The sequence below is a fragment of the Nioella sediminis genome (genome assembly GCF_001879695.1).
Taxonomy (GTDB): domain Bacteria; phylum Pseudomonadota; class Alphaproteobacteria; order Rhodobacterales; family Rhodobacteraceae; genus Nioella; species Nioella sediminis.
On sequence record NZ_MNBL01000050.1, the window covers coordinates 22,058 to 34,468 of the forward strand.

Sequence of the window (12,411 nt, forward strand, 5' to 3'; positions counted from 1 at the left end):
TCTTGCAACTGTCCCGCGTGGGGCCTACGCCGGTTTCATGCCTCTGCCCGATCCCTGCCCTGCCCCGTTCAACCTTGCGGCCCATGTGCTGGCCCAGGCCCCGCGCCTGCCGGAAAAGATCGGGCTGGCGGTGCTGTCACCCACCCGGTCCGATCGCTGGAGCTTTGCGCGGCTGGAGGACCGGGTGTTGCGCACCGCCAGCGGATTGCTGGCGCAGGGGTTGAAACCCGGTGACCGGGTGTTGCTCAGGCTCGGCAACCGGCCCGATTTCCCGGTGGCCTATCTGGCGGCCATCGCCGTGGGGCTGGTGCCGGTTCCGACCTCTGCCCAACTGACCGGGCCGGAAATCAGCCGCCTTGCGCCCGAGATCGCCCCGAAGCTGATCCTCGCCCATGACGGCATCGCCCTGCCCGATCCGCTGCCCTGCCCGGTGGTGTCGGATCTGGAGCCCCTGGCTGACCATGACCGCGCCACTTATCAGATGGGTGATCCCGACCGTCTGGCCTATCTGGTCTACACCTCCGGCACATCCGGCAGGCCCCGCGCCGTCGCCCATGCGCATCGGGCCATCTGGGCGCGGCGGATGATGCATCAGGGCTGGTATGGGCTGCGCGAAAGCGACCGGCTGCTGCATGCGGGCGCGTTCAACTGGACCTTCACGCTCGGCACCGGGTTGCTGGACCCGTGGTCGGTGGGGGCGACCGCGCTGATCCCGGCGGAAGGCACCGATCCCGGCGCGCTGCCCCTGCTGCTCAAACGCCATGACGCGACTATCTTCGCCGCCGCCCCCGGTGTCTATCGCCGGATGCTGCGCAGCCCCGTGCCGCCAATGCCGAAACTGCGCCATGGGCTGAGCGCCGGGGAGAAGTTGCCCGAGCCGATCCGCGCGGCATGGGCCAGCACGACCGGCACCACGATCCATGAGGCGCTCGGCATGTCGGAATGCTCCACCTTCATTTCCGGCTGTCCCGAAAGGCCCGCGCCGCCGCATACGCTCGGCTTTGCGCAGGAAGGTCGGCAGATCGCGATCCTCGATCCTGACGGGCACCCGCTGCCCAAGGGAGAGACCGGTCAGCTTGCCATCCATCGCAGCGATCCCGGCCTGATGCTGGGATATCTTGGCGATAACGGCTTCGACCTGCCCCTGAGAGGCGATTGGTTCGTCACCGGCGATATGGTGCATGAGGACGCGGACGGGTCGCTCATCTACCACGGCCGGTCCGATGACATGCTGAACGCGGGCGGTTTCCGCGTCTCCCCGCAGGAGATCGAGCGCGCCTTTGCGCCCCTGGTCGAGGATTGCGCTGCCATTTCGGTGGAAATCCGAGAGGAGACACATATCATCTGTCTGGCGCATGTGAGCGATCTGGCCGATCCCGAGCTGCGCCGGCACGCGGAAAACTGTCTTGCCCGTTACAAGCAACCTCGGCTTTATGTCCGCCTCGACGCGCTGCCCCGTGGCGGGAACGGTAAACTCAACCGAAAGGCGCTGGCCGCCACAATCAGGGACACCCAATGATCAAGCTCGACATCCTTTCCGATCCGATCTGCCCTTGGTGCTATATTGGCAAGGCCTATCTGGATCGCGCGCTGGAGGCGGCAGGCGACCATCCCTTCGCCATCGAATGGCACCCGTTCCAGCTGAACCCCGAGATGCCAGCGGACGGTATGGACCGGCGCGCCTATCTGGAGGCCAAATTCGGCGGCAAGGAGGGCGCGGTGCAGGCCTATGCGCCGGTTGTGGAACACTCGGAAATGGCGGGGCTGAAGATCAATTTCGAGGGGATTGAGCACACGCCCAATACGCTCAACGCGCACCGCCTGATCCATTGGGCAGGGATCGAGCAGCGCCAGACGCCGGTCGTGTCGGCGCTGTTCAAGGCCTATTTCGTGGATGGGCGCGATATCGGTGATGCCGCGACACTGGCCGAGATTGCCGGGGAATGCGGTCTGGATGCCGCCATGATCGCAACCCTTCTGGCGGGCGACGCCGATGCTGACGATATCCGCGCCCGCGATGCCCATGCGCGCGAACGGGGCGTGACGGGTGTACCTACCTTCGTTGTCGCCAACCAGCACGTGCTGACCGGCGCGCAGCCGCCCGAGCTGTGGGCCAAGGTGATCGAGGATATTCGGGGCCTGATGAAAGAGGCTGAATGAGCGCGGGGCTGATCCTCGGTCTGACTGCAACCGGGATCTGGGCGGTGATCCTTGTCCTGTCCGACCGTGCTCCCGGCCAAGGCCCGTGGCCTCCACGGAACGGCAACCTGATAACGGCGATATGGGCCTGGGGGCTGACCACGCTGATCTATGTGGGGCTGGTGCAGACATGGGGGCAGACCCCGGTGCTGCCCGGCTGGCTGCGTCTTGGCCTTGGCCTGCCTCTGGCCGTCATGGGCAGTCTGCTTCACACCTGGGCCACGGCCGCGCTCGGGCTGAAGGGCACCAGCGGATGGGATGTGGGGATTGCCACCAAAGGCCCCTACGCGCTCTGTCGTCATCCGCAATATCTGGGGCAGATCGTCAGCATTGCGGGGCTGGCGCTGATCATCGGCTCGCCAGAGGCGCTGAACCTCGGGCTTGCCGCATCGCTCATGCTGGGATACGGATCAGGGGTCGAGGACCGCGCCATTCAATCGCGCTACCCAGACCTCTTCGCGGCTCATTCCGCTAAAACACCGTTCCTTTTGCCGAGATTTTCGAGCCGCTCATGACCGATTCCACCTCCCGCCGCCTGTCCCAGGGCGAGTTCATTGCCCTGATGGGCATGATGTTCGCAACTATCGCCTTTTCCATCGACTCGATGCTGCCCGCCCTGCCCGAGATCGCGGAAGAGCTGACGCCCGACGCCGCCAACCTCGCGCAGCTTGTTCTGACCTCCTTTGTCTTCGGGATGGGGGCGGGCACGCTGGTCACCGGGCCGCTCTCGGACGCGTTCGGCCGTAAGGCGATCATCTATTGGGGCGCGGGGCTTTATGTGATTGGCGCCGTCATGGCCTATTATGCGCCGACGCTGGAACTGGTGCTGGCCGCCCGCGCCATTCAGGGGCTTGGGGCGGCAGGCCCGCGCATCGCCTCGATGGCGCTAGTGCGCGACCTTTATTCGGGCCGCCAGATGGCGCGGATCATGTCCTTTGCGATGCTCGTCTTCATGATCTTCCCTGCCGTCGCGCCCATGATCGGCGCGGGCATTATCGCGCTGGCGGGTTGGCGGTCGATCTTCCTGGCTTTCGTTCTGTTCTCGGCGATCTCCACCGCCTGGATCGGTATTCGTCAGCCCGAAACCCTGCCGCTCGAGAAGCGCAGGCCCCTTCAGGCCGCCATGCTGTGGGCAGGGATGAAAGAGGTTCTGAGCCACCATCAGGTGATGCTCTCGACCCTGATCCAGATCATGATCTTTGGCATCCTCTTCGCCACGATCAGTTCCGTGCAGCAGGTCTTTGACATCACCTATGACCGGGGCGGAAACTTCCACTTCTGGTTCGCGGGAATCGCGGTTTTCGCGGCCCTGCCGCCGCTGGTGAATGCCTCGCTGGTGGTCAAGCTTGGCATGCGGCCCCTGATCCGGCGGGCATTGATGGGGCAGATCGTAGTTTCGGCTGTGGCCGGGCTTGTGTTCCTTTCCGTAGGAACGGAGGCACCCTGGACCTTCTGGGTCTTCCTCGTCTGGACCGCAGGACAGTTCGCTGCCACTGGCTTTACCATCGGCAACCTGAACGCCCTGGCGCTAGAGCCCATGGGCCATATCGCGGGCATGACCTCTTCGGTCATGGGGGCCGTGGCAACCGTGGGGGGCGCGGTGATCGGGGCCGTGATCGGGCAGCTTTTCAACGGCACGCCCACGCCGCTGGTTCTGTCGGTTCTGCTGGTCGCCGGTGCGAGTTTCGTGATCGCGACCCGCCTGCCGCGTGAGGGGCGTTAACCCTTCTTTGCCGCAATCACCTTCTCGGCCAGATCGCGGGCAATGGCGAACGCTCCCTTGATCTTGTCGCTGTCCTTGGACCAGTCACGCCGGACCACGATCTTGGTGTCCCGCACCTTGGCCAGCCCATTTTGCGCCTGAACGAATTCCACCAGCCCGGCGGGGTTGGCGAACTTGTCATTATGGAACTGGATCGTCGCGCCCTTCGGCCCGCCATCGAGCTTGGCAATCCCCGCCCGCTTGCACATCGCCTTGATGCGCACGACCAGCAGCAGCGTGTTGACCTCTTTAGGCAGCTTGCCGAACCGGTCGATCAGTTCAGCCGCAAAACCCTCCAGCTCCACCTTGGTGTGCAGTTGCGACAAGCGTCGGTACAGCCCAAGCCGCACATCCAGATCGGGCACATAGTCGGCGGGGATCAGGACAGGAACGCCCAGATTGATCTGTGGCGCCCAGGTGCCATCGTCATCGGTCAGCGCCTCCATATTGCCCGACCGGATCTTGGCAATCGCCTCCTCCAGCATGGACTGATAAAGCTCGAAGCCCACCTCTTTCACATGGCCCGACTGTTCTTCACCTACGATATTGCCTGCCCCGCGAATATCGAGGTCCTGGCTGGCGATGGTGAAGCCCGCGCCGAGGCTGTCGAGACTGCCCAGAACCCGCAGCCGTTTCTCCGCCGCAGGCGTCAGCTTGGCGCGCGGTTTCGTGGTCAGATACGCATAGGCACGGGTCTTGGCGCGGCCCACCCTGCCCCGGATCTGGTAGAGCTGCGCGAGCCCGTACATATCGGCCCGGTGGATCACCATCGTGTTTGCGGTCGGGATGTCGATGCCGGATTCAATGATCGTGGTGGCCAGCAGCACGTCATATTTGCCGTCGTAGAAGGCATTCATCCGGTCATCAAGCTCGCCTGCCGCCATCTGCCCATGGGCCACGACAAAGCTGACCTCAGGCACCTGTGTGCGCAGGAACTCCTCGATTTCGGGCAGATCCTCGATGCGCGGAACCACGTAGAAGCTCTGCCCACCACGGTAATGTTCGCGCAGAAGCGCCTCGCGGATCGTGACCGCGTCGAATTCGGACACATAGGTGCGGATCGCCAGCCGGTCGACGGGCGGCGTGCCGATGAGGCTGAGGTCGCGCACACCGGAAAGCGACATCTGCAATGTGCGCGGAATGGGCGTGGCCGACAGCGTCAGCACATGCACCTCGGACCGCATTTCCTTCAGCCGCTCCTTGTGGCCGACGCCAAAGCGCTGTTCCTCGTCGATGATCAGAAGGCCGAGGTTCTGGAACCGGATGTTCTTGGCCAACAACGCATGGGTGCCGATACAGATATCGACGCTGCCATCCGTCAGTCCCTTTCGGGTGTCTGTCGCCTGCTTTGCGGGAACAAAGCGAGACAACTGTCTGACATTGATGGGAAATCCCCTGAACCGGTCGGCGAACGTCTTGGCGTGCTGGCGGGCCAGCAGGGTTGTCGGCGCGATCAGAGCGACCTGCATGCCGGAGGCCGCCGCGACGAAGGCCGCGCGCATCGCGACCTCGGTCTTGCCGAAGCCCACATCGCCCACAACCAGCCGGTCCATCGGCCGCCCGCGTTCCAGATCCTCGATAACATCGCCGATGGCCGATAGCTGATCGTCGGTTTCCTCATAGGGAAAGCGGGCGCAGAACGCCTCCCACATATCGCCGGGCGGCTCCATCACAGGGGCATGGCGCAGTTCTCGTTCCGCGGCGATACGAATAAGCTTGTCGGCGATCTGGCGGATGCGTTCCTTGAGCTTGGCCTTCTTGGCCTGCCAAGCCCCGCCGCCAAGCTTGTCGAGCAGCCCTTCCTCATGCCCATAGCGGCTGAGAAGTTCTATGTTTTCAACGGGAAGGAATAGCCTGTCGCCGCCTGCATATTCCAGCGCAATGCATTCATGGGGGGCACCCATGGCGGTGACGGTTTCGAGCCCCTTGTAACGCCCGACCCCATGGTCGACATGGACGATCAGATCGCCGGGGGACAGGCTTTGCGCCTCGGTCAGGTAGTTTTCCGCCCGCTTGGTCTTGCGCTTGGGCCGGATCAGCCGGTCGCCCAACACATCCTGTTCGGAAATCACCGTCAGCCCGTCGCCGGTGAAGCCCTGTTCCAGCGGCCAGACCGCAAGATTGACGCCCCCCTTCTTCAACCCGGCCAACCCGTTGGAGATCTCCGTCAGATCGGTGATGCCCTGATCCTCCAGTAAGCCGCGCAACCGTTCCCGCGCGCCCGCTGACCAGGAGGCCATGACAATCGCATTTCGCTTGGATTCCGTGCGAATGTGATCGGCCAAAGCCCCAAAAAGGCTGATATTTTCCTGCTGCCGTTCCGGCGCGAAACTGCGCCCGATCCGCCCACCTGCATCCACCACACCGGGGCCGGAAGCCTGTGGCAGAGGCGAGAACTGGATCACGCGATGGCCTGCGATGGCCTTTTCCCAGGCCGCGTCATTGAGATAGAGCAATTCCGGCGGACAGGGTTTGTAGACCGTGTCCATCCGGCCCTTCTGCGTCATTGCAGTCTTGCGCGTATCATATTGATCTTCAATGGTTTCCCACCGGGCCAACCGTTGCGGCGTTGTCTGATCGTCCAGCGTGATCGTGGCATCGGGCAGATAGTCGAACAGGGTTTCCAGCCGGTCATGGAAAAAGGGCAGCCAATGTTCCACACCCTGATGCTTGCGGCCCGCGCTGACGGCTTCGTAAAGCGGATCCTCGCCGCCACCTGCGCCGAACTCCACCCGGTAATTCTGCCGGAACCGCGCTATGGAGGGGTCATCCAGAATGACCTCTGATACCGGCGCGAATTCAACGCGGGTCAATTTTTCGGTCGTGCGCTGCGTGGCCGGATCGAACCGGCGGGCTCCGTCCAGCACGTCACCGAAAAGGTCGAGCCGCACAGGGCTGTCCTCCCCCGGCGGCCAGACGTCGATAATCCCGCCTCGGATCGCGTAATCTCCGGGTTCCATGACCGTCGGAGATTGGGAAAAGCCCATACGAACCAGAAAGTTACGAAGGTCTTCTTCATTCAGGCGATAGTCAACTTCCGCCACGAATGCCGAGCGTTTCAGCAAGGCGCGCGGCGGCACGTATTGCGTCGCGGAGCTGAGCGTCGTCAGAACGATGAACCGGCCGTCCAGCCCTGCTGCCAATGTTGCCAAAGTCGCCATCCGTGTGGCCGAGATGTCTGCATTGGGCGATACCCGGTCGAAAGGCAGGCAGTCCCAACCCGGAAAGCGCAAAACCGGCACGGAGGGATCGAAGAAGTCCAGCGCCGTGGCCATGGCCGCCAGGCGCTTGTCATCGCGCGCCACATGCAGGACAGGACCATCCCCGGTGGACAATTCCCGCAGCAGCCGGGTTGCGTCGAATCCCTCTGGAACACCGCCCATGAGGACATGGTTTCTGTTATCCATGAAGGGCTTGTCCTGCGAAGTTAAAGTCCAAGTGCGCCGTAGTGCAAATTGGTCCACATGCCCCAGAAGGCCGTGATGAAGATCGACACCATGCCGATCATCTGCACCATCATCCGATGCGTGCGCAAGCGCCGGCCCAGATCCTCGAACCCGGTGTCGCGCAACTTGTGGGCCGTGCGCACGTTCAGGGCAGCAACACCTGTCATCGGCGCCATCAGCAGGAAGACAGCCTGGCAGAACTCCACCCCATAGCCCCAGCCCAGAACCGCAAGCCCGGTGATCAGGAAAGCAAGAAAACCGATGGCGAAAACGCCCGACAGTTCCACCATCGCGAGGATACGGTTCACATTGACCTCGGCCAGCACCCGCATGTCATGGATCGACCGTTCATGCCCACGCCGCGCGCGGGTGACCATGTCGAAGGGCACGCCCACGATCCAGTGGCTGGCGGTAGACCACAGGGCCGCCAGAGCGATCCAGTACCACAGGTTCGAAAACGACCTGAGGTCGATCACTTCCGTTGCAAGTTCGAGAAAGTCCAAGGCCGCTCTGCCCACCAGATCACAATTTCGGGGCACATTAGTCGCGCGTCGCGCGGGTTTCCAGCCCTTGAGAAAACTGCGCGAACATGCCACCCCATTTTGCAACACATGATGGCGAGGACGACCCCATGCGCAACAATCAGGCCCCCTTCCCCAAGACCCGGTTCCGCCGCACCCGTGCCAGCGCATCGGTGCGGGCATTGGTGCGCGAAAACAGCCTATCGGTTGACGATCTGATCTGGCCGGTGTTCGTGCGCGAGGGCGACAGCATCGAGGAACCGGTGTCGTCCATGCCCGGCGTCCACCGCTTTTCCATCAACTGCCTCGTGAAAGCGGCGCAGGAGGCCTATGACCTCGGCATTCCCGCGATCTGCATCTTTCCCTATACCGACCCGTCGCTGAAAACCGAGCTATGTGAAATCGCCTGGGATCCGGACAATATCTCGAACCGGGCGATCCGCGCGATCAAGGAAGCGGTGCCGGATCTGGCGATCATGACCGATATCGCACTCGACCCCTACAACGCCAACGGCCACGACGGGATTGTGCGGGATGGGATCATCGTCAATGACGAAACGGTTGAGGCGCTTGTGAAAATGGCGCTGGCACAGGCCCGCGCCGGGGCCGATATTCTGGGGCCGTCAGACATGATGGATGGACGGATCGGCGCGATGCGCGATGCGCTGGAATCCGAGGGCTTCGGCAATGTCTCGATCATGTCCTATGCCGCCAAGTTCGCCAGTGCCTTTTATGGCCCGTTCCGCGATGCCGTGGGCGCCTCAGGCGCGCTGAAGGGCGACAAGAAGACCTACCAGATCGCCCCCGCCAACCGGAACGAAGCGCTGCGCTGCGTGGAACGCGACCTGACCGAAGGCGCTGATATGGTGATGGTCAAGCCCGGCCTGCCCTATCTCGACCTCTGCCGGGATGTGAAGGACGCCTTCGGCGCACCCACCTTCGCCTATCAGGTGTCCGGTGAATACGCGATGATCGAGGCGGCGGCGGCCAATGGCTGGATCGACGGTGACCGGGTCATGATGGAAAGCCTGATGAGCTTCCGCCGTGCCGGGTGTGACGGGGTGCTGACCTATTTCGCGCCGCGCGTGGCGCGCATCTTGAACGGCTGACATGAAAAACCGCCCCTCCGGATCATCGGCGGGGCGGTTTCTGCCATGGCAGGCGTGGTCGAGGGAACGCCCACGCCGCCGGATCAGACCGGCATGTCGTTGAACAGGTCGTCGTCTTCTTCCTCCACAGCCGGATCGGGTTTCCAGCGCGGCGCAGGCCGCGGATTGTCGACGCGGGCAGCCGCCGGATCAACCTTGGACTGGCCCTTCTCTTCGGGCTCTTTCGGGTTCGGTTTGGTCATCAGGCGGTCCTCCATAATGGTTTTAGGGCGCTATCTTTGGGCCGGACCGAAAGGCCCGGCCCCGCAGGATCAGCCGCAAGTCCCCACCCGGGGCCGATCCTGGTATCTGGTCAACTGGCGCATTTGCGGCAGAAAGGCGTGCAGGGCAGCACCTCCAGCCGATCCTCCGAAATCTGATCGCCGCATTTTACGCAATACCCGTACTCGCCCGCATCCATGCGTTCGAGCGCGGCCTTGATCATGCGAATCTCGTGCTGTCCGGACACGCCCATCCCTTCGAGCACCTCGTCGCCTTCACGCTCAACCGCCGCCTCTTCCCAGTCACGGGTGTTGTGGCTTTCCAGCTCGTCCTCGATTTCATGGAGCTTCACGTCCAAGGCATCGAGGCGCTTCATCATGCTTTCGCGGCGTTTTGCGAGGTCGATCATCTCCCGGTCCTCCTCGGAGCTGTTCTGTCATTCCACCATGTTCCGGCGTCTGGACAGGAGCTTATCGCGCAGCGCCCCCCCTCACTTTGACCGAGATCAACGGATCGGGCGAATTCACGGCGCTTTCGGCTTTTCATTCGCCCCGCCGCACGGCAGGTTGGGTCATATCATGGACCAGATGGAAGAGACCGAAGATGGACCTGCGCCCGCTTTCCGATGATCACTCTGTTGCCGGTCAGCTCGATCCGGCGGACATGGCCGCACTTGCGGCGCAAGGCATGACCACGGTGATCTGCAATCGCCCCGATACGGAAGTGCCGCCAAGCCATCAGGCCGCTGCCATGCAACAGGCCGCCGAGGCCGCGGGGCTCGACTTCATCTTCAACCCGGTGAACGGGGCGGCGATGACCATGGACAATGTCGAAGAGCAGGCCGAGGCCCTCGACAGCGCGCAAGGTCCGGTCGTGGCCTATTGCGCGTCGGGTATGCGATCGGCGGTCATGTGGGCCTTTGCACAGGCGGGACGGATGCCTACCGACGACATCATCGCCGCAGGCGAGGCCGCGGGCTATCAACTGGCGGGTATGCGCGGCCAGATCGACGCCTTGGCCGCCCGCGCGGGCTGAGACCCCTGCCCGCTTGAGATCATCCCGCGCCCTGTCTATGTGTGGTCGCCGGTGGCCCGTGAATGGGCCGTCCTGCTAGGAATTGCTGCCCTCCATGGCTGTAGAAGACAAGCAAAGCCGCACCCTGGGTGACTGGATCGTGGACCGCATCGCGCGGGCCGTGATTGCCATGTTGTTGCTGCTGCCGCACCGGGTGCGTGTTGCCACCATGGGCTGGATCGCCCGCAATCTCGTCGGGCCGCTGACCGGTTACACCCGGCGCGCCCGGAAGAACCTCGCCTATATCTGGCCCGACATGTCCGAGCGTGAGCGTCGCCGGATCGCCCGATCCGTTCTGGACAATGCGGGCCGGGTGATCATCGAGAACTACGCCACCGCAGATCAGCTGGCCCGTGCCGCCACCTGGACCACGCATGGACCGGGGCTGGACCCGGCGCAAAAGGCCCTTGCAGACGGTCGACCCATCTTGTTCGTGTCCGGCCATTTCGGAAATTACCAGGCCGCCCGCGCCGCGATGAACGTGCGGGGCTACAATCTTGGCGGGCTCTACCGGCCGCTCAACAACGGCTATTTCAACGATCACTATGTCCGCACGGTCGAGGCGGTCGGTGGACCCGCCTTTGCCCGTGGGCGCCGGGGGCTGGCCAATTTCATGCGCCATGTGAAAGAGGGCGGGCATGGGGCGCTGCTGATCGACCAGTATTTTGCCGATGGAGTCGTGGTCGATTTCCTTGGAAAACCTGCCCCGACGGCGCAGTCGGTCGGCGATATTGCGTTGAAGTTCAACGCCCTGGTCATCCCGATCTATGCACGTCGCCTTGAGAACGGCATAGATTTCGACGTGCTGCTAGAGGCACCCGTGCCGCATAGCGATGCCAAAACCATGACGCAGGCCCTGATGGACAGCCTCGGCGCCCAGGTCCGCGAACGGCCCGGTCAGTGGTTCTGGGTGCATCGCCGCTGGAAGCCGGACCGTCAGGCCGCCCGCGCCGCTGCGGGGCTGTGATCGGCGAAAACCTGCGCTTTCCGGCGCTATTGGCGTGACACACGGCGAAAACATGCGTATTTTGCGCATCAAGGGCGAAAAAGCCCAATATCCTGAGGACAGACACAGGCGGTAGAGAAAATGAGCACCCTCAACAGACGCAGTTTGATCATGGGCGCGGCCAGCGTGCCGCTTCTTTCGGCTTGCGGCAACGGGCTTGGCAGCGATGCCAGCGCCCGGATCGATGCCCGCGTCGACAGCGCCATCGACTTCATGTACGCCAATATCCCCGGCACCCGGAACCTGATGAGCGACGCCGAAGGCGTGCTGATCATCCCCCTGATCACCGAAGCCGGGTTCGGCATCGGTGGCGGGTACGGTCGCGGGGCGCTGCGGATCAACGGCGCAACGGTCGATTACTTCTCGTCCGCTTCCGCAACTTTCGGCCTGCAGATCGGCGCACAGCAATATGCCCATGCCCTGTTCTTCATGACCGAGGAAGCGTTGCGCGATTTCCGCTATTCCTCCGGTTGGGCCGTGGGCGGCGATGTGCGCTACGCGGTCAGCACATCTGGCGGCAATATCGGCACCGATACCAATGCGCTGCTCAGCCCGGTCGTGGCCATCGTCTTCGGCCAGGCGGGCCTGATTGCGGGCGCGACTCTGGAAGGTCAGCGCTACACCCGCATCATTCCCTGATGGAAACAGAGTTTTGATCGGTTGGGGCGGCCCTTGTGGCCGCCTCTTTCGTTGCATTCGCCGCGCATGGCGCTAGGGTGCGGACGCTTGACGCCCCGCCCCAAGAGACGAGACCCGAATGGCCCCCTTCCTGCGCTGGATGATCCGGATCGTGACCGCTGCCCTCGTGCTGGCGGTCCTGACCCTGTTCGTGGGTTGGTGGATCTTTTCGCGCTCGATCCCCGACTATGACGCCCAATGGCGGGTGTCCGGGCTGAACGCGCCGGTCTCGATCGTGCGCACGAACGCCAATGTGCCCCATATCTTCGGGGAAACGGATCACGACGTGTTCTACGGGCTCGGCTTTGCCCATGCCCAGGACCGGCTGTGGCAGATGCTGATGACCCGCCGCACC

13 protein-coding genes are annotated in these 12,411 nt (G+C 63.3%); 9 read left to right on the plus strand and 4 right to left on the minus strand.

Going from position 1 to position 12,411, the window contains the following annotated elements; genetic code table 11:
• The first annotated feature begins 37 nt into the window (after window positions 1-37).
• From BKY26_RS08100 to BKY26_RS08115, 4 genes are read left to right on the plus strand one after another with little or no spacing between them, the layout of a single operon-like run.
• Window positions 38-1,519 (plus strand): class I adenylate-forming enzyme family protein, encoded by a 1,482-nt coding sequence (locus BKY26_RS08100; protein WP_071689897.1) that lies wholly within the window; start codon window positions 38-40, stop codon window positions 1,517-1,519.
• Entirely contained in the window at window positions 1,516-2,160 is a 645-nt protein-coding gene (locus BKY26_RS08105) for a DsbA family oxidoreductase (RefSeq protein WP_071689898.1), read from the plus strand. Before BKY26_RS08100 ends, BKY26_RS08105 begins: the two co-directional genes overlap by 4 nt.
• Window positions 2,157-2,714, plus strand: a complete 558-nt coding sequence (locus BKY26_RS08110) for a methyltransferase family protein (RefSeq protein ID WP_071689899.1) — start codon at window positions 2,157-2,159, stop codon at window positions 2,712-2,714. Before BKY26_RS08105 ends, BKY26_RS08110 begins: the two co-directional genes overlap by 4 nt.
• Entirely contained in the window at window positions 2,711-3,922 is a 1,212-nt protein-coding gene (locus BKY26_RS08115) for a multidrug effflux MFS transporter (RefSeq protein WP_071689900.1), read from the plus strand. Before BKY26_RS08110 ends, BKY26_RS08115 begins: the two co-directional genes overlap by 4 nt.
• Here BKY26_RS08115 and mfd read toward each other — a convergent pair.
• The gene (gene mfd, locus BKY26_RS08120; RefSeq protein WP_071689901.1) at window positions 3,919-7,368 is read right to left on the minus strand and encodes a transcription-repair coupling factor; all 3,450 of its coding nucleotides are present in this window, start codon (window positions 7,366-7,368) and stop codon (window positions 3,919-3,921) included. The two genes, BKY26_RS08115 and mfd, sit on opposite strands and share 4 nt — an antisense overlap.
• Before the next feature lie 20 nt (window positions 7,369-7,388).
• The gene (locus BKY26_RS08125) at window positions 7,389-7,910 is read right to left on the minus strand and encodes a component of SufBCD complex (RefSeq protein ID WP_071689902.1); all 522 of its coding nucleotides are present in this window, start codon (window positions 7,908-7,910) and stop codon (window positions 7,389-7,391) included.
• A 128-nt stretch (window positions 7,911-8,038) separates the two neighbouring features.
• Here BKY26_RS08125 and hemB point away from each other — a divergent pair, with 128 nt between their 5' ends.
• The gene (gene hemB / locus BKY26_RS08130; protein ID WP_071689903.1) at window positions 8,039-9,037 is read left to right on the plus strand and encodes a porphobilinogen synthase; all 999 of its coding nucleotides are present in this window, start codon (window positions 8,039-8,041) and stop codon (window positions 9,035-9,037) included.
• An 83-nt stretch (window positions 9,038-9,120) separates the two neighbouring features.
• Here hemB and BKY26_RS20205 read toward each other — a convergent pair whose 3' ends face one another.
• The gene (locus BKY26_RS20205) at window positions 9,121-9,279 is read right to left on the minus strand and encodes a hypothetical protein (RefSeq protein ID WP_158514316.1); all 159 of its coding nucleotides are present in this window, start codon (window positions 9,277-9,279) and stop codon (window positions 9,121-9,123) included.
• A 110-nt stretch (window positions 9,280-9,389) separates the two neighbouring features.
• The gene (locus BKY26_RS08135) at window positions 9,390-9,707 is read right to left on the minus strand and encodes a TraR/DksA family transcriptional regulator (protein ID WP_071689904.1); all 318 of its coding nucleotides are present in this window, start codon (window positions 9,705-9,707) and stop codon (window positions 9,390-9,392) included.
• Between the two features lie 194 nt (window positions 9,708-9,901).
• Between BKY26_RS08135 and BKY26_RS08140 the strand changes: the two genes are divergently transcribed.
• The 4 genes from BKY26_RS08140 to BKY26_RS08155 all read left to right on the plus strand — a co-directional run.
• Window positions 9,902-10,333, plus strand: a complete 432-nt coding sequence (locus BKY26_RS08140; protein ID WP_071689905.1) for a protein tyrosine phosphatase family protein — start codon at window positions 9,902-9,904, stop codon at window positions 10,331-10,333.
• A gap of 94 nt (window positions 10,334-10,427) precedes the next feature.
• A complete protein-coding gene (locus BKY26_RS08145; protein WP_071689906.1) occupies window positions 10,428-11,339 on the plus strand; it encodes a lysophospholipid acyltransferase family protein in 912 nt (303 codons plus the stop codon).
• Between the two features lie 120 nt (window positions 11,340-11,459).
• Window positions 11,460-12,017, plus strand: coding sequence for a lipid-binding SYLF domain-containing protein (locus tag BKY26_RS08150; protein ID WP_071689907.1), 558 nt, complete (start codon window positions 11,460-11,462; stop codon window positions 12,015-12,017).
• Between the two features lie 118 nt (window positions 12,018-12,135).
• Window positions 12,136-12,411 (plus strand): penicillin acylase family protein (locus BKY26_RS08155; RefSeq protein WP_146632869.1); only part of this gene is annotated, 276 nt, incomplete at its 3' end.